Annotated in this window: 17 protein-coding genes; all 17 read left to right on the top strand. The window is 65.9% G+C overall.

Annotation, left to right across the window (positions count from 1 at the left end; all coding sequences use genetic code 11):
- Positions 1-132 precede the first annotated feature (132 nt).
- The 17 genes from ACT3S6_RS01950 (at position 133) to ACT3S6_RS01870 (ending at position 22,972) form a co-directional block, all read left to right on the top strand.
- Positions 133-2,013: an acetolactate synthase large subunit gene (locus ACT3S6_RS01950; RefSeq protein ID WP_444553484.1), complete on the top strand. Its 1,881-nt coding sequence runs from the start codon at positions 133-135 to the stop codon at positions 2,011-2,013.
- Between the two features lie 4 nt (positions 2,014-2,017).
- Positions 2,018-2,536 carry an acetolactate synthase small subunit gene (ilvN, locus tag ACT3S6_RS01945; protein ID WP_444553483.1) on the top strand — a complete coding sequence of 173 codons (519 nt, stop codon included), beginning with the start codon at positions 2,018-2,020 and terminating at the stop codon, positions 2,534-2,536.
- Between the two features lie 56 nt (positions 2,537-2,592).
- Complete coding sequence (gene ilvC / locus ACT3S6_RS01940; RefSeq protein WP_444553482.1) at positions 2,593-3,618, top strand: ketol-acid reductoisomerase; 1,026 nt, start codon at positions 2,593-2,595, stop codon at positions 3,616-3,618.
- Between the two features lie 198 nt (positions 3,619-3,816).
- The gene (gene serA / locus ACT3S6_RS01935) at positions 3,817-5,412 is read left to right on the top strand and encodes a phosphoglycerate dehydrogenase (protein WP_444553481.1); all 1,596 of its coding nucleotides are present in this window, start codon (positions 3,817-3,819) and stop codon (positions 5,410-5,412) included.
- A gap of 154 nt (positions 5,413-5,566) precedes the next feature.
- Positions 5,567-7,129 (top strand): methionine--tRNA ligase, encoded by a 1,563-nt coding sequence (gene metG / locus ACT3S6_RS01930; RefSeq protein ID WP_444553480.1) that lies wholly within the window; start codon positions 5,567-5,569, stop codon positions 7,127-7,129.
- 183 nt (positions 7,130-7,312) lie between these two features.
- Entirely contained in the window at positions 7,313-9,085 is a 1,773-nt protein-coding gene (locus ACT3S6_RS01925) for a BCCT family transporter (RefSeq protein ID WP_444553479.1), read from the top strand.
- A gap of 248 nt (positions 9,086-9,333) precedes the next feature.
- Positions 9,334-11,541 (top strand): acyl-CoA dehydrogenase, encoded by a 2,208-nt coding sequence (locus ACT3S6_RS01920; protein ID WP_444553478.1) that lies wholly within the window; start codon positions 9,334-9,336, stop codon positions 11,539-11,541.
- Positions 11,542-11,594: 53 nt separating this feature from the next.
- Positions 11,595-13,751 (top strand): acetate--CoA ligase family protein, encoded by a 2,157-nt coding sequence (locus ACT3S6_RS01915; protein ID WP_444553477.1) that lies wholly within the window; start codon positions 11,595-11,597, stop codon positions 13,749-13,751.
- A 78-nt stretch (positions 13,752-13,829) separates the two neighbouring features.
- Positions 13,830-14,444: a TetR/AcrR family transcriptional regulator gene (locus tag ACT3S6_RS01910; protein ID WP_444553476.1), complete on the top strand. Its 615-nt coding sequence runs from the start codon at positions 13,830-13,832 to the stop codon at positions 14,442-14,444.
- A gap of 58 nt (positions 14,445-14,502) precedes the next feature.
- Positions 14,503-15,432: a VOC family protein gene (locus ACT3S6_RS01905; RefSeq protein ID WP_444553475.1), complete on the top strand. Its 930-nt coding sequence runs from the start codon at positions 14,503-14,505 to the stop codon at positions 15,430-15,432.
- Positions 15,423-16,628 carry a thiolase family protein gene (locus tag ACT3S6_RS01900; protein ID WP_086998584.1) on the top strand — a complete coding sequence of 402 codons (1,206 nt, stop codon included), beginning with the start codon at positions 15,423-15,425 and terminating at the stop codon, positions 16,626-16,628. The genes ACT3S6_RS01905 and ACT3S6_RS01900 overlap by 10 nt, the downstream gene beginning before the upstream one ends.
- An 11-nt stretch (positions 16,629-16,639) precedes the next feature.
- Complete coding sequence (locus tag ACT3S6_RS01895) at positions 16,640-17,068, top strand: Zn-ribbon domain-containing OB-fold protein (RefSeq protein WP_443411176.1); 429 nt, start codon at positions 16,640-16,642, stop codon at positions 17,066-17,068.
- A 1-nt stretch (position 17,069) separates the two neighbouring features.
- On the top strand, positions 17,070-18,536 hold the full coding sequence (locus ACT3S6_RS01890) for an aldehyde dehydrogenase family protein (protein ID WP_444553474.1): 1,467 nt from the start codon (positions 17,070-17,072) through the stop codon (positions 18,534-18,536).
- Positions 18,537-18,690: 154 nt separating this feature from the next.
- Positions 18,691-20,193: an MFS transporter gene (locus ACT3S6_RS01885; protein ID WP_444553473.1), complete on the top strand. Its 1,503-nt coding sequence runs from the start codon at positions 18,691-18,693 to the stop codon at positions 20,191-20,193.
- 108 nt (positions 20,194-20,301) lie between these two features.
- Positions 20,302-21,222 carry a MaoC/PaaZ C-terminal domain-containing protein gene (locus tag ACT3S6_RS01880; protein ID WP_444553472.1) on the top strand — a complete coding sequence of 307 codons (921 nt, stop codon included), beginning with the start codon at positions 20,302-20,304 and terminating at the stop codon, positions 21,220-21,222.
- Positions 21,219-21,989 carry an electron transfer flavoprotein subunit beta/FixA family protein gene (locus tag ACT3S6_RS01875; protein ID WP_444553471.1) on the top strand — a complete coding sequence of 257 codons (771 nt, stop codon included), beginning with the start codon at positions 21,219-21,221 and terminating at the stop codon, positions 21,987-21,989. Before ACT3S6_RS01880 ends, ACT3S6_RS01875 begins: the two co-directional genes overlap by 4 nt.
- Positions 21,990-22,003: 14 nt before the next feature.
- A complete protein-coding gene (locus tag ACT3S6_RS01870; protein WP_444553470.1) occupies positions 22,004-22,972 on the top strand; it encodes an electron transfer flavoprotein subunit alpha/FixB family protein in 969 nt (322 codons plus the stop codon).
- Positions 22,973-22,977: the final 5 nt, after the last annotated feature.

The following is a 22,977-nucleotide window of genomic DNA, read 5'->3' as shown; positions in this document are numbered from 1 at the left end:
AAGTCCTACTAGTTACCAAGCGCGGAGCCTAAGCCTCGTTTGTAGGACACGGTGACGCGCGAACCCCTCTGAAGCCATGAAGGCCAGCGGGGTATTTTTATGCGCAGAACTAGAGAAGAGAAGGAATATCCGATGAGTAACGGAACACCCATCAGCCCGTCGCTGGTGGCCAAGGCCGCCGGCCGTGCCAAGGATCATGCTCCTGTCTCTTCCACCGTGGATGCCTCGAACCCTGTCCAGGGTCCGAACAACATTGTGGCACCCACCGGGATGACCGGCTCACAAGCCATCGTCCGCTCGTTGGAAGAACTGGGCGTCAAAGACGTCTTCGGGTTGCCGGGAGGGGCTATCCTGCCCACCTACGACCCACTGATGGACTCGACCAGGCTCAACCATGTCCTGGTCCGTCATGAACAGGGCGCAGGCCACGCAGCACAGGGCTACGCCATGGTCACCGGGGAAGTCGGGGTATGCATCGTCACCTCCGGCCCCGGAGCCACCAACCTCGTGACCGCCATTGCCGATGCGCATATGGACTCGGTCCCCATGGTCGCGATCACCGGACAGGTGCATTCGGCCTTCATCGGCACCGACGCCTTCCAGGAGGCGGACATCGTCGGCATCACCATGCCGATCACCAAGCACTCCTTCCTGGTCACCGACGCCGCCGACATCCCGCGGGTCATGGCCGAGGCCTTCCACATCGCCGCCACGGGACGCCCCGGGCCGGTGCTGGTGGACATCACCAAGGACGCCCAGCAGGGCAAGTCCGATTTCTCCTGGCCGCCGAAGATCGACCTGCCGGGCTACCGCACCGTGGTGCGCGGTCATTCCAAACAGGTCCGTGAGGCCGCCAAACTGATCGGTGCCGCCCAGCGTCCGGCCTTCTACGTCGGCGGCGGGATCATCAAGGGCCACGCCTCCGCCGAGCTGATGGAGCTGGCCGAACTGGTCGGTGCCCCGGTCGCCACCACGCTGCAGGCCCGCGGCGGGTTCCCCGATTCGCATGAACTGCATGTGGGGATGCCCGGGATGCACGGTTCCGTCTCGGCGGTCACGGCACTGCAGCAGGCGGACCTGCTGATCACCCTCGGCGCCCGGTTCGATGACCGCGTCACCGGGGTGCTGCACACCTTCGCCCCGTATGCCAAGGTCATCCACGCGGATATCGATCCCGCGGAGATCTCCAAGAACCGCACCGCCGATGTCCCGATCGTCGGCTCGGTCAAGGAGATCCTGCCCGAGCTCACCGAGGCCTGCCGGGCCCGGTTCGCCTCCGACGGCCACCCGGATCTGACCCAGTGGTGGTCGACCCTGGACCGGTTGCGCAAGACCTACCCGATCGGGTTCACCGAGACCGACGACGGGCTCACCGCCCCGCAGCGGGTCATCGAGCGCATCGGCGCCCTGACCGGACCCGAGGGCGTCTATGCCGCAGGGGTCGGACAGCACCAGATGTGGGCGGCCCAGTTCGTGAAGTACGAACGCCCCCACCAGTGGCTGAACTCCGGCGGCCTGGGCACGATGGGCTACGCCGTTCCGGCGGCCATGGGCGCGAAGGTCGGCAACCCCGACCGCGTGGTCTGGGCCATCGACGGCGACGGCTGCTTCCAGATGACCAACCAGGAACTGGCGACCTGCGTGATCAACAACATCCCGATCAAGGTCGCGGTCATCAACAACTCGTCGCTGGGCATGGTGCGCCAATGGCAGACCCTGTTCTACGACGGCCGCTACTCCAGCACCGATCTGAACACCGGCCACGGAACCGCGCGGGTGCCGGACTTCGTCAAGCTCGCCGACGCCTACGGCTGCGTGGGGCTGCGCTGCGAACGCGATGAAGACATCGACGCCACCATCCAGAAGGCACTGGAGATCAACGATCGCCCGGTCGTGATCGACTTCGTCGTCAGTGCCGACGCCATGGTGTGGCCGATGGTCCCCACCGGCGTGAGCAACGACGCGATCCAGATCGCCCGCGGAATGACCCCTGAATGGGAAGAGGAGGACTAGGACCATGGCACGCCATACCCTTTCCGTGCTCGTGGAGGACGTCCCCGGCGTCCTGACCCGCGTGGCCGGCCTGTTCGCCCGCAGGGCGTTCAACATCAATTCACTGGCCGTCGGCCCCACCGAAGTGCCCGGGATGTCCCGGGTGACCGTGGTCGTCGACGCCGAAGGCGACCTGCTCGAACAGGTGACCAAGCAGCTGAACAAGCTGATCAACGTCATCAAGATCGTGGAACTGACCCCGGATTCCTCGGTGCAGCGCGACCACATCCTGGTCAAGGTCCGTGCCGATGCCGCCACCCGGCTGCAGGTCACCCAGGCCGCCGACCTGTTCCGCGCCGCCGTCGTGGACGTGGCCACGGATTCACTGATCATCGAGGCCACCGGCACCCCGGATAAGCTCCATGCGCTGCTGGCCGTCCTCGAACCGTTCGGGGTACGCGAGATCGTCCAATCCGGCACCCTGGCCATCGGCCGCGGCTCCAAATCAATGTCGGACCGCGCCCTGCGCGCGGTCTCGGCCTGAACACCCACACCAGACTTCCAGACTCAGATACCGAACAGCACCAAGGAGTTATCACTGTGACCGATATGTTTTACGACGACGATGCAGACCTTTCGATCATCCAGGGCCGCAAGGTGGCCGTCATCGGCTACGGCTCGCAGGGCCACGCCCATGCGCTGAGCCTGCGCGACTCCGGCGTCGACGTCCGCGTCGGCCTGCGCGAAGGATCCGCCTCCCGGGCCAAGGCAGAGGCCGAGGGCCTGCGGGTCGTCGGCGTCTCCGAGGCGGCAGCCGAAGCAGACGTGATCATGCTGCTGGCCCCGGACCAGATCCAGTCCAAGGTCTACCAGGACGAGATCGCCTCGAACCTGGTCGCCGGCGACGCACTGTTCTTCGGCCACGGCTTCAACATCCGCTTCGGCTACATCCAGCCGCCGGCCGATGTCGACGTCGCCATGGTCGCCCCCAAGGGCCCGGGCCACATCGTCCGCCGCGAATTCGAGGCAGGCCGCGGCGTGCCGGACCTCATCGCCGTGGAACAGAACCCCTCCGGCAAGGCCAAGGAACTGGCCCTGTCCTATGCCAAGGGCATCGGCGGAACCCGCGCCGGTGTCATCGAGACGACCTTCACCGAAGAAACCGAAACGGACCTCTTCGGCGAGCAGGCAGTGCTCTGCGGCGGGGCCTCGCAGCTGGTGCAGTACGGCTTCGAGGTCCTGACCGAGGCCGGCTACAAGCCCGAGATCGCCTACTTCGAGGTCCTCCACGAGCTCAAGCTCATCGTTGACCTGATGGTCGAAGGGGGCATCGCCAAGCAGCGCTGGTCCGTCTCCGACACGGCTGAATACGGCGACTACGTCTCCGGCCCGCGGGTGATCACCCCGGACGTGAAGGAAAACATGAAGGCCGTCCTCGCCGACGTCCAGAACGGTTCCTTCGCCAAGCGTTTCATGGACGACCAGGCCGCCGGCGGGAAGGAATTCCTTGAGCTGCGCAAGCGCGGCGAGGACCACCCGATCGAGTCCACCGGCCGGGACCTGCGCAAGCTGTTCTCCTGGATCCAGACCGATGACGACTACACCGATGGCGTCACCGCCCGCTAAGCGGCAGCGGACCGGCTCCCCCGGAGCATGACGTCAATGACCCGCACTGTGTGAACAGTGCGGGTCATTGACGTCTACCGGCCCGTAATATGGGCACACGGACACCGGGCTGGCGGCGCCCGGCCGATAATCTGGGGGTGCGGGACCGGACGACCCCGGCCCTGACCCGCAGCCGTCGATCGTAAAGGTGCCACCTCCGTGTCAGAAACCAAGCCCGTCGTCCTCCTGGCCGAGGAACTCTCGCCCGCCACCGTCCAGGCTTTGGGCCCGGACTTCGAGATCCGCAGCACCGACGGGTCCGATCGAACCCAGTTGTTGGAGGCCATCGGGGATGCCGAGGCGATCCTGGTCCGCTCCGCCACCCAGGTCGACGCCGAGGCGATTGCCGCGGCGAAGAAGCTCAAGGTCATCGCCCGCGCCGGCGTCGGGCTGGACAACGTCGACATCAAGGCCGCCACCCAGGCCGGCGTCATGGTCGTGAACGCCCCGACGTCGAACATCATCTCCGCCGCCGAACTCACCGTGGGGCATATCGTCTCGCTGGCCCGCCGGATCCCCGCGGCCAACGCCTCGCTGAAGTCCGGGGCCTGGAAGCGTTCGGCCTACACCGGCGTCGAACTCTATGAGAAGACCGCAGGGATCATCGGACTGGGCCGCATCGGCGCCCTCGTGGCCGCGAGGCTGCAGGGCTTCGGGATGGACGTGGTCGCCTACGACCCCTACGTCACCAGTGCCCGCGCCCAGCAGATGGGCGTGCGCCTGCTCGAACTCGACGAATTGCTGGCCACCTCCGACTTCGTGACCATCCACATGCCCAAGACCCCCGAAACCCTGGGCATGCTGGGTGCCGAGGCCTTCGCGAAGATGAAGGACAGCGCCTACGTCGTCAACGTGGCCCGCGGCGGCCTGATCGATGAGGAGGCCCTCTACACCGCGTTGAAGGACGGCCGGATCGCCGGCGCCGGGGTGGATGTATACGTCTCCGAACCCAGCACCGATCTGCCGTTCTTCGAGTTCGAGAACGTCACCGTCACCCCGCACCTGGGCGCCTCGACCGCCGAAGCCCAGGAGAAGGCCGGCGTCTCGGTCGCCAAATCGGTCCGCCAGGCCCTCTCCGGAGAACTGGTTCCCGACGCGGTCAACGTCGCCGGCGGCGTCATCGACGAAGAGGTGCGCCCCGGCATCCCGCTGATCGAGAAGCTGGGACGCATCTTCACCGCATTGACGGTGGACTCCTTGACGTCCCTGGACGTGGAGGTCGCCGGGGAGATCGCCGAACTGGACGTGAAGGTCCTGGAGCTCTCGGCGCTGAAGGGCGTGTTCCGCGATATCGTTTCCGACCAGGTCTCCTACGTCAACGCCCCCGTGCTGGCCGAACAACGCGGGATCTCCACGCGCCTGGTCACCACCACCGAATCGCCCGAATACCGCAATGCCTTGACCCTGAAGGGCGCCCTGTCCGACGGGCAGCAGATCTCCGTCACCGGTACCCTGACCGGGCCGAAGCAGATCGAGAAGCTGGTCGGCATCGGTGGATACGAGCTCGAGATCCCGATCGCCGAGCACCTGATCGTGCTGATCTACCAGGACCGGGCCGGGGTCATCGGCACCCTGGGCAGCACCCTGGGCCAGCACGGGGTGAACATCGCCGCCATGCAGGTCTCCCGCAATGAGGAAGGCGGCCCGGCGCTGGCCGTACTGGCCGTGGACTCCTCGCTGCCGGCAGGGGTCCTGGACGAGGTCCGGGAGTCGATCAACGCGAGCACGGCCCGCGAAGTGGACCTCTCTGAATAAGGCAACCGGCGGGCCCGGGACGTGGGGATGGCGCAATGCGCGGCGGACCACACGCCCGGCCCCGCCCGCCCGGGAACCGGCCGGCGGCGCCGATGAGTCCGGTTGCTACATTGCCGATGGGCGCACCGGCGCCTCGGTGCGGTAGATTTCTCGAGTGACTTCAACCCAGGATCAGACCCCGTTCTACATCACCACGGCCATCTCGTATCCCAATGGCGACCCGCATATCGGCCACGCCTACGAGTTCATTGCCGCGGACGCCATGGCGCGTTTCAAACGCCTGGACGGTGGTGATGTCTTCTTCTTGACCGGCACGGACGAGCACGGCCAGAAGATGCTCCAGACCGCGGAGAAGGAAGGCATCACCCCCCGCCAACTGGCGCAGCGCAATTCGGATGTCTTCCAGGAGGCGCAGGACGAACTGGGCATCAGCTACGACCGGTTCATCCGCACCACCGACGTGGACCACCTCGAAGCCGCCCAGGCCATCTGGAAGCGCATGGAGGAGCGCGGGGACATCTACCTCGATAAGTACGCCGGCTGGTATTCGGTGCGCGACGAGGCCTTCTACGGCCAGGACGAGACCGAGGTCCACGAGGACGGGGTGCGCTACTCCACCGAATCCGAGACCGAAGTGACCTGGACCGAAGAGGAATCCTATTTCTTCCGGCTCTCCGCCTACCAGGAGAAGCTGCTGGAGCTCTACCGCAGCCAACCCGAGTTCGGGGCACCGCACTACCGGTTCAACGAGGTCATCCGCTTCGTCGAGGGCGGGCTGAACGACCTTTCGGTCTCGCGCACCTCCTTCGACTGGGGGATCCCCGTTCCGGGGAACCCTGCCCACGTGATGTACGTGTGGGTGGACGCCCTGACCAATTACCTGACCGGGGTCGGTTTCCCCGACACGAACTCGGCCTCCTTCCGCAAATATTGGCCGGCGGACCTGCACGTGATCGGCAAGGACATCTCCCGGTTCCACGCCATCTACTGGCCCGCATTCCTGATGTCCGCCGGATTGGAACTGCCGCGCCGGATCATGATCCACGGCCACCTGCACAACAACGGCGTGAAGATGTCCAAGTCCCTGGGCAACACGGTGGCCCCCGCCGACTGGGTGGAGAACTACGGGCTGGACCAGACCCGGTACTTCCTGCTGCGCGAGGTCCCCTTCGGTGCCGACGGGAACTACAGCCACGACGCGATCGTGGCCCGGATGAACTCCGATCTGGCGAACAACCTGGGCAATCTGGCCCAACGGTCCCTGTCGATGGTTGCCAAGAACTGCGGGGCCGTGGTGCCCACCCCGGGTGGATTCACCGACGCCGACCGGGCCCTGCTGGACGACGCCGAGGCACTGCTGGAGTTGTCCCGCGGGGCCTACGACCGGCAGGAATTCAGCAAGGGACTCGAAGCCGTCTGGCATGTCCTGGGAGACACCAACGCCTACTTCGCCGAAAACGCGCCCTGGGTGCTGCGCAAGACCGATACCGCGCGGATGGAAACGGTGCTGTATGTGACGTTGGAGATCCTGCGCAAGGTCGCCTTGCTCGTCCAGCCCGTGATGCCCACCGCCGGCAGCCAGCTGCTCGATGTGCTCGGCCAGTCCGGGGGAGCGGCGCGCACGTTCGCCGCCTACGGGTCGACCATTGAGCCGGGGGCCGCATTGCCGGCGCCCACGCCCATCTTCCCGAAGTATGAGGAACCGGCTGCGGAGTGAAAAGCCACTAGTCACCCCCTTGACGGCAGCTGGAGGGGGTGGCCCGACGGGGCCGCGGGCCGGCGGGAAGGCCGCCATTGACGGCCCGGGGGACGGGAAGTAGCAAATTGACAGCGGATGCCTTGTCAGTAAAGTGGGGCAACGGACTTACTCGTATCCCCAACCCCGTATTTGAGGACTGTCATGAGCACCCCACCGGAAATAAGCGGTGAGAAACAAGACCAGAGGCGCGCCTCGGACCCCGAGGTGAAGAAGGCGCCGTTCATCCCCGCCCCCCGGGTCTTCTACCCCGCATTGATCGTGATCGTGGCCCTGGTCGCCGTGGCGATGATCGCCCCCGAAGGCACCTCCAAGGTGTTCGGCAACATGCAGACCGCAGTGGTGGACGGGCTGGCCCCGTACTACATGCTGGTCGTCGGAGCCTTCGTGGTCTTCGCCGTCTGGATGGGTCTGAGCCGCTACGGCAACATCACCCTGGGCAAGGATGACGAGAAGCCCGAATTCGGGCTGTTGTCCTGGTTCGCCATGCTCTTCGCCGCAGGCATGGGCATCGGCCTCGTCTTCTGGGGCGCCGCCGAACCCCTGACGTTCTTCGTGAACCCCAAACCCGGGGTGACCGGGGACGAAGCGGATGCCGCGCGGGCTGCGATGGGCCAGACCTTCATGCACTGGGGACTGCATGCCTGGGCCATCTACGCCGTCGTCGGCCTGGCCATGGCCTACGCCATCCACCGCCGTGGATTCCCGATCTCCATCCGCTGGACCCTGGAACCCCTGCTGGGGAACAAGGTCAAGGGCTGGCTCGGCGACACCATCGACGTCGTCGCCGTCGTAGGCACCCTGTTCGGGATCGCGACGTCGCTGGGGCTGGGCGTCCAGCAGATTTCCGCCGGGCTGTCCCATATGGGCGTGGTCGGCAAGGTCGACAAGTCACTGCTGGTGATCCTGATCATCATCATCACCCTGTTCGCGCTGACCTCCGCGGTCAGTGGGGTGGGCAAGGGCATCAAGTGGCTCTCGAACATCAACCTGGGGCTGGCCGGGGTGTTCATGATCTCCGTGCTGCTGCTGGGCCCGACCCTGTTCATCTTCCGTGATCTGGTCTCCTCGCTGGGCTTCTACCTGCAGAACATCCTGGGCATGACCCTCGATACCGCCACCTACACCGGCGCTGCCGGTCAGGAGTGGCTGGGTAACTGGACCATCTTCTACTGGGGCTGGTGGATGTCCTGGGCACCGTTCGTCGGGGTCTTCATCGCGCGGATCTCCCGCGGGCGCACCGTGCGCGAATTCGTCCTCGGCGTCCTCGCGGTGCCGACCATCGTCAGCTTCATCTGGTTCTCCATCATGGGTGGCACCGCCATCCAGCGGGCCTGGGACGACATGAACGGCGGACTGTTCGACGAGAAGGAAGGCATCGTCTCGGAGAACGTGCTGTTCAACATGCTCGCCGAACTGCCATTGGGCGGGGTGCTGTCGGTCATCGCCGTACTGCTGGTGACGATCTTCTTCGTCACCTCCTCGGACTCCGGCTCGCTGGTGATCGACATGCTCGCCTCCGGCGGCGATACCGACCCGCCCAAGTGGAGCCGGGTGCTGTGGGCTTCGCTCGAAGGCCTCGTCGCCATCGCCCTGCTGCTGGCCGGGGGACTGGGCGCGTTGCAGACCGCCTCGATCCTCACGGCACTACCGGTGAGTATCGTGATCATCGGCATGTGCATCGCCACGTTCAAGGCGCTGCATGGCGAACACCAGGTGCTGCTGCGGGCCGAACGTCGCCAGCGCCGGCTCGAACTGGCCCGTGAGGTCGGCGTCGGGGTGACCGATGAACTCACCGAGAACTTCGATGAGCGCTTCGGTGACCAGGTGGACGACCGCATCGAAACCGCGCTTCCCTCCGAGGTCCGCACCCGGCCCCGGCCGTGGCAGCCGCGCGGGAGGAACGACAAGAAATAAGACGGGTCGTTAGCGGGCCCACGCCCCGCTAGCCGCTCGAGGACAGGGCCCCGGTCCGGAATGAAGTTTCCGGACCGGGGCCCTTTCGTGTGTCCGATCCATGGTTGATTCCCACGCCGACAACAAAACTCCAAGGTATTGCGTAGCTCACAAAATTAAACTAGAGTCTAGTTTCAGTTATTGAAACACCGCTCGACGATCCTCCCTGTCGTAGGGGAGCGCATCGTCCGTGATTTTGGAGTGAACAGATGCCACTTTCCCTCACCGAAGAGCACACCGACCTAGCCTCCGCAGTCTCAGACTTTGCCGAACGCTTCGCCGATATCCTCGAAACCCGTGAACACCTCCAGGCCTACGCCGAGGGAGGCCGGCCCGGGCACTGGGCCGAACTCGTGGACAACGGGCTGCACGCCCTGCACATCAGCGAAGAACGCGGTGGCCAAGGCGGAAGCGTGGCCGACACGGCGATCGTGGTCGAGGAATTCGGCCGCCGCCTCGTGCCGGGCCCGTATGTCTCAACGGTGCTCGCCAGCTCCGCGGTCGCCGGGGCCTCCGAGTGCAAGGCTTCGACGCGGGGACTGGACCTCTTCGCCGACGGAGCCACCGGCGCCCTGGTGATGCCCACCGCGGCCCTGGCCGTCACGGCCACCTCCGAAGGATGGAAACTCAGCGGTAGCGTCGGCGTCGCCTCGCTGCTTTCCGCGGAACATCTGGTCATCGGATTCACTTCCGATGAGACCACACGGTTCGCCCTGGTCGACGCCCAGGCCAGTGGCTTGACCAAGAGCCCGGGCGCGTCCTCCGATCTGACCCGCGATGCCGGGGTCCTGCAGCTGGACGGCCTGGCCGTGGACCACGAAGCGATCCTCGAAGGCTTGGACATCACCTATGCCGACACCCTGCGGGCGGCCCTGCTCGGTGCCGAGGCGTCGGGCATCATGCGTTGGGCCGTGGACGCCACCACCGACTACGCCAAGATCCGCGAGCAGTTCGACAAGCCGATCGGCTCCTTCCAAGCCATCAAGCACAAATGCGCGAACCTGCTCATTTCCTCCGAACTGGCCACCGCCGCCGCGTGGTCGGCTGTCGTCTCCCTCGAGCAGGACCGCACCCAGCAGGCCCTGGCCGCAGGATCGGCCGTCGAGGCGGCCGTCGTCCCTTCCGTCGAGGCGATCACCGAGGCCGTGACCATCTTCGGTGGCATCGGCTTCACCTGGGAGCACCACGCGCACCTCTACTGGCGCCGCGCCATCACCCTCGCCGCCCAAGTCGGCCCGGTGGCCGACAGCGTGGCGTCCCTGGGCCGCACCGCGTTGGACACCGATCGGCAGATCGACATCGAGTTGCCCGATGAGGACCCGGCGTTCCGCACCCGCATCGGTGCGTTGCTCGATGAAGCGGCATCACTGGAAAACGAGTACGACGGCGGCCGCTGGTACTCCCGCGGCTCACAACGGACCTTCCTGGCCGAGAACGGGCTCGCCGCCCCGCACTGGCCGGCCCCCTACGGGCTGGGTGCCACCCCGGCCGAACAGGTGGTCATCGGGCAGGAATATGCCCGCCGCGGTCTGGTCCAACCCACCTCGGTGATCGGCGAGTGGGCGATGCCCACGATCCTGGCCTACGGTACCGACGCCATCAAGGAGCAGTTTGCGCTGGCTACCCTGCGCGGGGATCTGGCCTGGTGCCAGCTCTTCTCCGAACCCGGAGCCGGTTCCGACCTGGCAGGACTATCCACCCGGGCGAACCGGGTCGACGGCGGGTGGGAGCTCAAGGGCCAAAAGGTCTGGACCTCGGGTGCGCACGAAGCCGACTGGGGCATCTGCCTGGCCCGGACCGACACCGAGGTGCGCAAGCACAAGGGCCTGAGCTATTTCCTGGTCGACATGCGCAGCCCCGGCGTCGTGGTGCGCCCGTTGATGCAGCCCACCGGCCAATCGGAATTCAACGAGGTCTTCCTTGACGAGGTCTTTGTTCCTGACCAGTACCTGTTGGGCGAACCGGGGCAGGGGTGGCGCATCACGGCCACGACCTTGCAGAACGAACGCACCCAGATCTCGGCCGGCGTATCGGCCGGAACCGAGGACGGAATGCGGGCCCTGATCAGTGAAGACGGCTACGTCGGCAACGAGCGTGAGGCGTTCTCCGCACTGGGCAGGATCGTGGCCCGCAGTTCGGCCATCGGGGCGCTGAACCTGCGTGAAACCCTGCGCCAGGTCAACGGCAGCGACCCAGGAGTCGGTTCCTCGCTGGCCAAGGTCGCCCAGGCCCGGCTGACCCGTGAGGCCGCCAGCCTGGTCACCGCCATGGCCGGGCCGGGCATGCTCTTCGCCGATGCCCCGGCCGACGCGGTCACCCGACAACTCGACGTCCCCCAGGTGCTTCTCGGCGGAGGCACCGTGGAAATCCAGCTCAATGTCATTGCCGAACGCATCCTCGGCCTGCCCCGCGGCTAGGCCTCCCCGTAGGAATCCATACCTGAAGCCATTCCCGAAAGGACACCCTTCGCATGACAACGATGACGCGCGATACCCATACCGTGAGCACCCTCGCCTCGGATCGACTGAACGAATTGCTCCAGCCACGGTCCATTGTGATCGTCGGGGCCAACAGCAAGTCCGCCTGGTCGCAATTCACCTATACCAACCTCATCTCCGGGGGGTTCGACGGTGAGCTGTACCTGGTCAACCGCCGCGGCGAGGAATGCCACGGGCAGCCCTCCTACACCTCGATCGCCGAATTGCCCACGGCCCCTGATCTGGCCATCGTGCTCACCGGCACCAAATCATTGGAGACCATCCTGGAGGACGCCCGGCTCAAGGGCATCCGCAACCTGGTGATGCTTGCCGCCGGACTGAGCGAGGCCGGTGCCGAAGGCAGGGCCCTACAGGAGAGCCTGGTCGAGCGGGCCCGGGCGGCAGACCAACTGATCCTGGGACCCAACAACCTGGGCTTCATCAACTCCCATGCCAAGGTCGCCGCATTCAGCCACATGACGCAGATGCCGATGATTTCCGGGGGTGTCGGGATCGCCAGCCAGTCCGGCGCCCTGGCCATCTACCTGCTGCCCTACATGGCATCACGCGGGGTGGGATGCTCCACCGCGGTGACGGTCGGCAACGAGGCAATGGTCTCGGCCATCGACGTGATGGACCTGCTGGTCGATGACGAGAACACCACCGTCATCGCCGCCTACCTCGAACAGATCACCAATCCCGCGCAGTTCCTCGACGTCGCCGCACGGGCCCGAAAGGCCGGCAAACCGGTAGTGGTCTTCAAGGCCGGACGCTCCGAGGCCTCGGCCCGTGTCGCCGCCGCCCATACCGGCTCCCTGGTCGGTGACGACAACGTCATCGATGCCGCCTGCCGGCAATTCGGGGTGATCCGGGTGGAGAACATCGAGGATCTGATCGCCACCGCAGGCATCATCGAATCCTACGGGGCGGTGGACGGAAACCGGATGGGAGTGGTCACCGGCTCGGGCGCGATGTGCGCCCTGATCGCCGATAAATCCGAGGCACTCGGCCTCCAGATGCCCGCGCCTTCGCCCTCCACGGTCCGGGCTCTGCACGAGGCAGGCCTGCCGGAGTATTCGACGGTCAACAACCCCATGGACACCACCGGTTACATCTCGGTGGATCCGTCCATCCTGACCAAGGCGAACCAATGCTTCATCGATGACCCCAACTTCGACTTCGTCGTGATCAACGCCTCCTGGCCGGCCAACCAGATGATGGCCGATATGGGCAGGTCCACCCAGGACACGCTGCTCGCCCAGCTCACCTCCTCACCCAAACCGGTGATCCCGATGAGCTTCCTGCCCACCGAGGTCACCGAATTCGGGCGGGCCTTCGCCACCGAATACGGCTACCCCCACGCCTCCGACTCCTTCGACCGGGGCATCCCTGCCGTGGCCCGCAGCGCCTGGTGGGGTCGGCGCACCGCGGAACTGGCGGCCGACCCTGCGGTGCCAGAGGCGCCGGCCATCGACCAACCCGCCGGAACGGACACCTGGACCGAAATCGAGACCGGAGGCTTCCTGCGTGAGCATGGCGTGCCCTACGTTCCGGCGACCATGGTGGGCTCGGCCGAACAGGCTGTCGCCGTCGCCGAAGACCTGGGCTACCCCGTGGTGCTGAAGGTGGCCTCTGAAGATATTGCCCATAAGACGGAGGTCGGCGGCGTCAAATTGATGTTGCGGGATGCGGAAGCGGTCACGGCCGCCTACGAATCGATCAGATCTTCCGTCGCCGATCTGGCCCCCGAAGCCCGCGTCCAGGGCGTCGCCGTCTCACCCATGCGCCCGGCCGGCACCGAGCTGCTGGTGGGGATCATCCGTGATCCGCAGTGGGGGCTGGTGATGGCCGTCGGTTTCGGCGGCGTCATGGTCGAGATTCTCAAGGACTCGGCCCTGCGGCTGCTGCCCGTCGGCCCTGCAGAGATTCGACGGATGCTCGAATCCCTGAAGGGGGTCGACTTGCTGACCGGGTTCCGTGGCGGGGAGGCCACCGATCTGGACCAGCTGGCAGAGGTCATCTTCAGGATCTCCCAGGTCGCTCTCGGGCTGGGCGATGAACTCGAAGAGTTGGAAATCAACCCGCTGAGGGTGGCGGGGAACCAGATTGAAGCCCTCGACGCACTGGTCCGGTGGAAGGACCGGGCATGACCGGGGGAGCTGGGCCATGGGGACGTAGCCCGGTGATAGCGTTGGAGTCCCATTCCGACCGGCAGCAGAAGGAGCACGATGTCCGGCCAACTCTCCGCGGATCTCGTCGATCTTCCCGCCTACCAGGTGATGCGCAGGCAGCGCATCCTGGACGCGGCGAAAACCCTACTGGTGGGAACCGACTACGACTCCATCCAGATTCGGGACGTCGCCGCCGAAGCCAACGTGGCACTGGGCACTCTATACCGGTACTTCTCCTCGAAGGAGCACCTGTATGCGAACGTCGTCTACGACTGGAGCGTGCCCTTCAACTCGGCCGACCAGTCCTGGGCGGAGGGCCTGAGCACCACCGAACGCGTCCAGTATCGGATGCGCTCGGCGCTGGCGGCCTTCGAACGACAGCCGAACTTTTACAAGGCCATTTGGCTGCTGCGCTCGACCTCGGACCCTCAGGTTTCGGCGTTGATGCAGCAACTCGGCGTCGTGCTGGAGGAACCCATCCACGCGGACTTTGCGATGCTCGGTCACGAGGAGGCAGCCGATATCACCGCCATGGTGTGGTGCGTGCTGATGGATCTGGTGGCCCGGCTGATCACCGGCGACAAGACGATTCCCGAAGCCCATCGGGTGATCGACAGCTTCGTGCGGATGATCGGCCTGCGGGTCGCTCAGTTCGAGGCCGAGGGCGCCTAACCGGCGCAGCCCTTCTCAGTCCGGCTGCGGCTTCGGCCACGGATACTGGGGTGCTCTCATGAGCGCCCACGAATTGGATCATCTGGCCATCGCGGTGCCCGCCTGGGCGCCCGCCGGCCCGGTGCTGAACCGCGAGCTGGGTGCCCGGTGGGGCGGAGGATTCACCACCGAAGCCTTCAACCCCTGCCAGTTGGCGGTGGTCGACGACATGCGGGTGGAACTACTCGAACCCAGCGGGTCCGAACACTCCTTCATCCAGCGTTTCCTTGACCAGCACGAGGGCTCAGCGGCCCCGCACCATGTGACCTTCAAGGTGGACGACATCCGTTCGGCCATCGCCGCGGCGCAGGAGGCAGGGATCGAGCCGATCCTGGTGAACCTGCAGCACCCCGGATGGCAGGAGGCCTTCCTCCACCCTCGGGACACCGGGCTGGGCTTTTTGGCCCAACTGGTCCAGAGCACAACGATCCTCGACGCGTCGGCGGAGCAACTGCCCCATTCCACCGGTGGTTGCCCGTGGGATGAGCAGAACACCGATCCGGTGCGGGTCCAGCTCATCCATGGGGTCGTCGAGGACCTGCCTCTCGCCCGCACCGTCCTCGTGGACGTTCTCGGTGCCCGCACCTTCGGCATCGGTCCCGCACCCCGCGGCCAGAGCGATGTTCTGGGCTTCGGCTGGAACGAGGGCGCCGACCTGGTCTTGAGCCAAGGAACAGCCATCGGGGTGGACGCCATCGGCATCCTGCCAGCCGAGACTTTCTGGCCGCCGGGAGACTACCCCACAGACCTGACCGCGCAGCTGGGCGAGGGCACCGGGCATCCCGAACTCGGGATCCGCATTGTCGCACTGCGTTCCGCAACGGTGTCGGCGGACAGCGAGATCCCACCGTCGCCAGCTGTCACCATCGACCACCACAGCCAGGCGCCGGACCATCGGCGCGTCACCGAACTAACCATCCCCGATCTCAGGAGAACACCATGGGACTGAAAGCAGAAGCCGCGATTCTCGGTTTCCACGAACTGCCGCCACAGCGCAAGCTGACCCGCGATAAGACCTTCAACCTCGAACAGTGGGCGCGCCTGTCCAAGGCGGCGTTGGACGACGCAGGCCTGGATGCCACGGACGTCGACGGAATCGTCACCCCGCTCATCGGCGAAGCCAGCATGTTCGTCCCCTCCACCATCACCGAATATCTGGGCATCAACGCCAACTTCGCCGAAATAGTGGACCTGGGTGGGGCCGGCTCCGCTGCCGCCGTCTGGCGTGCTGCCGCCGCCGTCGAACTGGGATTGTGCGAAACAGTCCTGGTCACCTTCCCCGGGACCCACGAGGTGCCCACCCACGAGCGTCGGCCGTTCGTCCTCGATGACAGCATGCTCTTCGGGGCCTCCTCCAACGCCTACGGATCCCCGCAGGCGGAGTTCGAAATCCCGTATGCCAATCTGGGCCAGAACGGGCCCTACGGCCAGATCGCCAAACGCTATGGACATGAATTCGGCTACGACGAACGCGCGATGGCCAAGATCGCCGTCGACCAGCGCACCAACGCCTGTTCCACGCCGGATGCCATCTTCCACGGCCAGCCACTGACCATCGAGGACGTCCTGGCGTCGCCGATGGTCGCCGATCCCCTGCATAAACTCGAAATCGTCATGCCGTGCCAGGGCGGCGCCGCGGTCGTCATCGGCAACAAGAACCAGGCCAAAAAGTCAAAGAACCGTCCGGCCTGGATCAAGGGCTTCGGGGAACGCGTGCCCTATAAGACGCCGACCTACGCCCACGATCTGATGTATTCGCCGATGATCCACGCCGCCGACCAGGCCTTCGATATGGCGGGCCTGGGCCGGGGCGATATGGACATGGTCTCCATCTATGACTGCTATTCCATCACCGTGCTCATGTCCTTGGAGGACGCAGGCTTCACCGAGAAGGGCAAGGGAATGCAGTTCGTCAACGAACACGACCTGACCTTCCGCGGTGATTTCCCGATGAACACCGCCGGTGGCCAGCTTTCCTTCGGCCAGGCGGGCATCGCCGGAGGCATGCACCACGTGATCGACGGCGTCCGACAGATCATGGGCCGCTCGGGAGAAGCCCAGGTCAACGACTGCAACCGGGCGTTTGTCTCCGGGAACGGCGGCATCATGAGCGAACAAACCGCACTGATCCTCGAAGGCGAATAGGAGCTTTGACCATGAGCACAGATACAGCACCCGTTTTCGAACGGCCCATGCCCGTCCCGACCCCGCTGACCCAGCCGTTCTGGGATGCGCTGGCCGAACACAAGGTCCGCATCCAGTACTCCCCGTCACTGGGCGAATACGTCTTCTACCCCCGGCCGCTGGCCCCGCGCACCCTGGCCGACGACCTTCAATGGCGGGAGATCCCCGGCACCGGGACCCTCTACACCTACACGATCACCACCCGGCCGGTGTCACCACATTTCGCGGCCGAGGGCCCCATGGTCCTGGCCGTCGTGCAATGGGATGAGGGCCCGAAGTTCTCCACCGAACTGATCAACATCGACCACGCAGACCTCACGATCGGCATGCGCGTCAAGCCGGTCTTCTGCGACTACCCCGCATCCGACATCACCATGCTGCGCTACGAACCGGAGGTATGAAATGAGCACAGAAACCACCGACGCCCTGCCAGCGGTCACGCTGCGCATCGGCTCCGAAATCCGCACGCACGCCCAGGGCGTCCACGAGCACGTGAACCCGGCCACCGGCCAGATGGATGCCCGCGTCCCGATGGCCGGACCGGCAGAGGTCGACGAGGCCGTCCAGGCCGCCCATCTGGCCTTCGCCACGTGGAAAGCCACGCCCGCCGCCGAGCGCGGACGGGCCCTGCTCAAACTCGCCGGGCTCATCGAAGCCCACGTCGATGAGTTCACCGAACTGGGGATCGCCGACAACGGGACCCCGAGGACCACCGCCCGGCTCTCGGTGGATGCTGCCGTGAGCTGGATCAGGTACTACGGGGGATGGGCCGATAAGCTGCCGCTGGGCAGGATCTCCTCTACGGTCGGTGCCGGCGGGGTCTTCGGACATACCCTGCGTCAGCCCTACGGTGTCATCGGGGCCATCATCACCTGGAACGCCCCGCTGATGTCCTTGGCGATGAAGGTCCCCGCGGCCCTGGCCGCCGGGAACACCGTCGTCGTCAAACCCAGCGAACTGACGCCCCTGGGTGTCATGCTCTTCGCCGACCTGGTCCAGGAGGCAGGCATCCCCGACGGCGTCTTCAACGTCGTCACCGGCGGAGCCGACGCGGGCGCAGCCCTGGTGGAACACCCGCTGGTCAAGAAGGTGTCTTTCACCGGTGGCCCGGAGACCGCGCGCAAGATCACCGCCACCGCCGCGCAGACCTTCAAGCCGGTCCTGCTGGAACTGGGGGGCAAATCGGCGAACATCGTGTTCGAGGACGCCGATCTGGATGCCGCAGCCCAGCAGGCGGCGGTCATGGCCTTCGCGATCATGACCGGGCAGGGTTGCGCCATGCCGACCCGGCTGCTGGTGCAGGACTCCATCCACGACGAGTTCCTGGCCAAGGTCGCCGCCATCGCCGGCTCCTTCAGCATCGGAGATCCCCAGGATCCGACAACGATCTGCGGGCCGGTGGTCAACCAGGCGGCGATCGACAGGATCGAGGGCATGGTCGGCCGGGCCCAGGACGAGGGCGCCCGGCTCGTCATGGGCGGCTCCCGAGGTGAGGGGGAACTAGCCGAGGGGTTCTACTATCTGCCCACCATCCTGGACGACGTCGACCCCGCCAGCGAGTTGGCCCAGAAGGAAGTCTTCGGCCCCGTCTTGGCCGTCATGCGGTTCAGCGACGAAGCAGAGGCGGTCCAACTGGCCAACGGGACCGATTACGGGCTCTCCGGCTACCTGTGGACCGCGGATACGCGCCGGGCGATCCGAATCACCGAAGAGCTCGAGACCGGCGAAGTCATCGTCAACGGCGCCCCCAATGCGGTCACCGAACGACCCTTCGGCGGGATCGGGCACTCCGGCAACGGCAACGAAGGCGGGGTGGAAGGCCTGGAGGAGTTCTTCTGGACCAAATCCGTCGCCTACGGAAACGGCTGATCCAGCCACCACCCACGAGTCACAACCGGTGGTCCCCCTCAAAGCCGTGGGGCCACCGGTGGGCTGTGACCGTTCCTGACCGGAGCGGGTTGCGGACCCACGGAATGTTTGCACCATGCTTCTTTCGCCGCTTACCTGAAAGGTTGGGACAACGATGTCCGCACCCGCTGGCCGCCAGGCCACCCTGATCAAACAACTCAAGAAACCGGGATTCGCCGCCGTCGTGGTGGTGCTGATCCTGGCGGAGATCGTCTCGGCCTTCGAACTGTCGATGATGTACGTCACCCTTCCGACGCTAATCACCGAATTCCAGGTCGACGCCAACACCGTCGCCTGGGTGGTGACCGCATACCTGCTGGTTTCCGCCTCCGCCGGGGTGATGGGCGGACGCTTCGGGGACCTCTACGGCCGGCGTAAGGTCCTGCTCATCGTGCTGGCCATCGCCGGGGTCGGCTCGCTGATCTCCCTGCTGGGCGGAACCCTGGGGATGATCATCTTGGGCCGCGCCATTCAAGGCACTGCCGGCGCGGTCATGGGGCTGGCCTTCGGCCTGGCCCGGGAACACCTCGAGGAGGAACGCGTTCCGGTGGGTGTCTCCATGATCGGGGCTTCGGCCCTGATCGCCGGCGCCGCCGGTGCCTTCATTGCAGGATTCATGATCGACGCCTTCTCCTGGCATGGGATTTTCGCCTTCGCCGCGGTGCTGGCCGGCGTCGCGATCGTCACCATCCTGATTGTCATCCCCCGGGACACGACCGCCCCCACGACGGAGAAACCCGACTATCTGGGGGCCCTGCTGCTGCCCATCGCCGTCAGTGCCGTCCTGCTGGCCTTGTCCGGCAGTTCCAAAACCGGATTCGCCTCGGCCCAGTTCATCGGTCTGATGGGCACCGGCCTGCTCGTCTCCGCGGTCTGGGCCTGGTGGGAACTGCGCGTGGAATCCCCGATCGTGAATCTGCGGATGTTCAAGAACCGGCAGATCGCCCTGGTCATGACGGCCACCCTCTGTGCCGCCATCGGGCCGATCGGTGGATTGGCAGTGCCCACGCAGATGGTCCTGCAATATCCGACGAGTGAAGGGTTCGGGCTGGGTTTCAGCGCCACGGCGGCCGGGGTGCTCAGCTGCATCACGGCGCTGCTGGGCTACGCGTTCTCCCCGTTGGGCGGACGGATGGCTTATCGGTTCGGTGCCCGCTCGGTCTTCGTCTGCGGGCTGACGTTGATGACAGCGGCCTTGGCCATCATCCTGTTGTCCTTCGGCAACGCCCCGCTGTTCATCATCGCCCAGGGGATCAACGGCATCGGCATCTCGCTGACCTTCGGCGCGCTGCCCAATGTGCTCATCGAAGCCATTCCGGAAGCCAACACCTCCGAAACCGCGGGGACCAACACCATGGTGCGCAACGTCGGACAGTCGGCGGCGACAGCCATCGGCGCCTACATCCTGGCCAGCTACCAGGACCCCAGCACGACCTTGGTCAACCAGGCCGGCGTCAGCGCAGCCTTCCTGTTCGTACTGGCCTTCTCGGTTCTGTCGGTCGTACTGGGGCTGATGCTCAAACGACACCCGATGAAATGGGTTCCCGAGACGGCTGCCGAGAGGGACGCGCGCCGTGGGAAGAGCGCCATGGCCGTGCCGGCGGAACATCACAGATAGACAAGAACTAGAATCTGGTTATAGTATTTATAAGTACGTGATCCGCACCACCGTCCCGGTGCGTGTCCACAGCAGCACGGGGGGATCCCCGTGGAAGGAGCGAACCCCATGACGATCAACGTCGAGAACATCGGGAAGACCACTGAGGGAGAGCCCTACAGCTGGGAATCCCGGGATGCGTTGCTCTATGCGCTCAGTGTCGGAGCCGGGGCGTCGAACCCGGGGGAGAACCTGGCGTTCACCACAGAAAATTCCCGCGGCATCGACCAGCAGGTCCTGCCGACCTTCGCCGTCGTCCTGGGCGGTTCGGGTGGTTCGATGGAGGAGCTGGGGGACTTCAAGCTCTCCCAGATCCTCCATGGCGGCCAGACCATCACCCTGCACCGCACCCTGGAGCCGGCGGGCACCGTGATCCCGGTCAGCGGGATGACTTCCGTCCACGACAAGGGCAAGCACGCGGTGATCGAGTTGACCACCGAGCTCTTGGATGCCCGGACCCGTGAACCGCTGGCGACCAGCATCACCACCATGATCATCCGGGGCGAAGGCGGATTTGGTGGGGATCCGGGACTCAAGGAAACCTGGGCCGTCCCCGACCGCCCGGCGGATATCAGTGTGTCCCGCAGGACTGCCCGGGACCAGGCCCTGCTCTACCGGCTGAACGGGGATCGCAATCCGTTGCACTCCGACCCGCAGCTGGCTCGCATGGTGGGCTTCGAGAAGCCGATACTGCACGGGTTGTGCACCATGGGCTTCGCCGGAGTGGCCGTGCTCGAGGAGGTGGCCGATGCGGATCCCGACCGCTTCGGTGCCATCAGCGTCCGTCTGGCTTCCCCCGTGGTGCCCGGGGATGAACTGACGACCAACATCTGGCATACCGAAACCGGCGCCGTGTTCCAGGTCCGCGTCGGGGACACCGTCGTCCTGGACCGCGGCACCTACACCCACCGATCCCTCGGAGCGGACCGGACCGTCGCGGCGGGAGCAGTCACGGCTCCGCCGGAAACCAGCAGGGAGGAAACCCCATGAAGATTGCCGTTCTGATCAAACAGGTCCCCGACACGTGGGACGAGAGACAACTGACGGCCTCCGGCCACGTCGACCGGGCCGCCAGCGAGCGCATTGCCGACGAAATCACCGAACGCGCCCTCGAGATCGCCTTGCTCCAGAAGGACGCCGATAAATCGGTGGAGGTGGTGGCCGTCACGATGGGTCCTGCCCAGGCCAGTGATGCGCTGCGCAAGGCCCTCCAGATGGGAGCCGACTCAGCCAGGCACATCAACGACGACACGCTGGCCGGTGCCGATGCCCTCACCACAGCCCGCGCACTGGCCGCCGGGCTGCAGGACGATGGCTACGACATCATCCTCGCCGGCAACGAATCCACCGACGGCCGCGGCGGCGTGGTCCCGGCGATGATCGCCGAACTGCTCGGGATCCCGTTCGCCGGCCCGCTGAACACCGCTGATTTCACCGGCGGATCGATCACGGGCGAGCGCGAATCCGCCGAGGGCACCGAGACGGTGAGCGCGCCCCTGCCCGCCGTGGTCTCGATCACCGAACGGGCCGCCGAACCACGCTTCCCCAAGTTCAAGGGCATCATGACCGCCAAACGGAAGCCGGTCACCGTGAGCGACGCGGCTACCCTTGGCCTTACCGATCTCGCGCACGACGACGGCAACCTGGTCCTCGCCTCGAGCAGACGTCCGGCCAGGACCGCAGGGCCGAAGATCATCGACGAGGGCCAGGCGGCCTCGGAACTCATCGACTACCTCAGCGCCGAACACCTGATCTGAAGGGACTGGACACCATGAGCAAGATTCTCGTCAACTGTGAAATAGCGGCCAATGGCGCGCTGCGCCCCCATACCGCCCATCTGCTGGCCCTGGCGGCCCGGTTGGGCGAACCGGTCGCGGTGGTGGCCGCCCCTGCAGGGACCACGGTCGGTGCCGATCTCGCCGCCTGGGGCGCCCCCGTGATCCTCATCGGCCACACCCCGGCAGCCACCAGCCATGTGGCCGCCAGCGCGGTCGCCGCCCTCACCGAGGCCGTGACCCGGTACGCACCGGCCGCCGTTCTGGCCTCCACCACGGCCGATGCCCGGGAGACCATCGGCCGCCTGGCTGCCCGCACGGGGAACCCCGTGATGCTTGAAGCCATCGACGTCACCACCGCGGACGGCAGGGTCCGCGCGACGCATTCGGTCTATGGAGGGAACTACTCCACCGAGTCCACCGTCGGCTCCGGCATTGCGCTGGTGACCGTCTCCTCCAGTGGAGAAGCCGCCCCTGCCCCCGTCGACACCCCGAAGGTCGAAACCCTCGATCTGGAGGTCGAGACCAGCACGGCAGCTGCCATCATGGCCACCCACCCCGCCCCGGCGACCTCGGGTCGCCCGGATCTGGCGTCGGCGAAGATCGTGGTCTCCGGTGGACGGGGACTGGGCTCGGAGGAGGACTTCGCCCTGGTGGGACAGCTGGCCGACGCCCTCGGTGCCGGCCTGGGGGCTTCCCGGGCCGCCGTCGACGCCGGCTACATCACGCAGAACCACCAGGTCGGCCAAACAGGTGTCAGCGTGTCGCCGGACCTCTACCTGGCCGTGGGCATCTCCGGGGCGATCCAGCACCGCGCCGGCATGCAGACCGCCCAACGCATCGTGGCCATCAACGAGGACGAGGACGCCCCCATCTTCGACATTGCCGATTTCGGCATCGTCGGTGACCTGTTCACGATCCTTCCGCAGCTCCAGCAGGGCCTCGCCGACCGCGCGGGCGTCTAGGGCGG

The sequence above is a fragment of the Arthrobacter sp. AOP36-C1-22 genome, assembly GCF_052377515.1.
Classification (GTDB): domain Bacteria; phylum Actinomycetota; class Actinomycetes; order Actinomycetales; family Micrococcaceae; genus Arthrobacter_H.
The sequence above is the reverse complement of the archived record's forward strand: the minus strand, read 5'-3'. Positions and strand labels throughout refer to the sequence as shown.

Coding starts and splice junctions, on each gene's coding strand:
- ACT3S6_RS01900 (WP_086998584.1), top strand. CDS start 15,423: ATGGGACTGAAAGCAGAAGCCGCGATTCTCGGTTTCCACGAACTGCCG.
- ACT3S6_RS01915 (WP_444553477.1), top strand. CDS start 11,595: ATGACAACGATGACGCGCGATACCCATACCGTGAGCACCCTCGCCTCG.
- ACT3S6_RS01920 (WP_444553478.1), top strand. CDS start 9,334: ATGCCACTTTCCCTCACCGAAGAGCACACCGACCTAGCCTCCGCAGTC.
- ACT3S6_RS01870 (WP_444553470.1), top strand. CDS start 22,004: ATGAGCAAGATTCTCGTCAACTGTGAAATAGCGGCCAATGGCGCGCTG.
- ACT3S6_RS01905 (WP_444553475.1), top strand. CDS start 14,503: ATGAGCGCCCACGAATTGGATCATCTGGCCATCGCGGTGCCCGCCTGG.
- ACT3S6_RS01950 (WP_444553484.1), top strand. CDS start 133: ATGAGTAACGGAACACCCATCAGCCCGTCGCTGGTGGCCAAGGCCGCC.
- ilvN (WP_444553483.1), top strand. CDS start 2,018: ATGGCACGCCATACCCTTTCCGTGCTCGTGGAGGACGTCCCCGGCGTC.
- ACT3S6_RS01895 (WP_443411176.1), top strand. CDS start 16,640: ATGAGCACAGATACAGCACCCGTTTTCGAACGGCCCATGCCCGTCCCG.
- ACT3S6_RS01890 (WP_444553474.1), top strand. CDS start 17,070: ATGAGCACAGAAACCACCGACGCCCTGCCAGCGGTCACGCTGCGCATC.
- ACT3S6_RS01925 (WP_444553479.1), top strand. CDS start 7,313: ATGAGCACCCCACCGGAAATAAGCGGTGAGAAACAAGACCAGAGGCGC.
- ACT3S6_RS01880 (WP_444553472.1), top strand. CDS start 20,302: ATGACGATCAACGTCGAGAACATCGGGAAGACCACTGAGGGAGAGCCC.
- ACT3S6_RS01875 (WP_444553471.1), top strand. CDS start 21,219: ATGAAGATTGCCGTTCTGATCAAACAGGTCCCCGACACGTGGGACGAG.
- ACT3S6_RS01885 (WP_444553473.1), top strand. CDS start 18,691: ATGTCCGCACCCGCTGGCCGCCAGGCCACCCTGATCAAACAACTCAAG.
- ACT3S6_RS01910 (WP_444553476.1), top strand. CDS start 13,830: ATGTCCGGCCAACTCTCCGCGGATCTCGTCGATCTTCCCGCCTACCAG.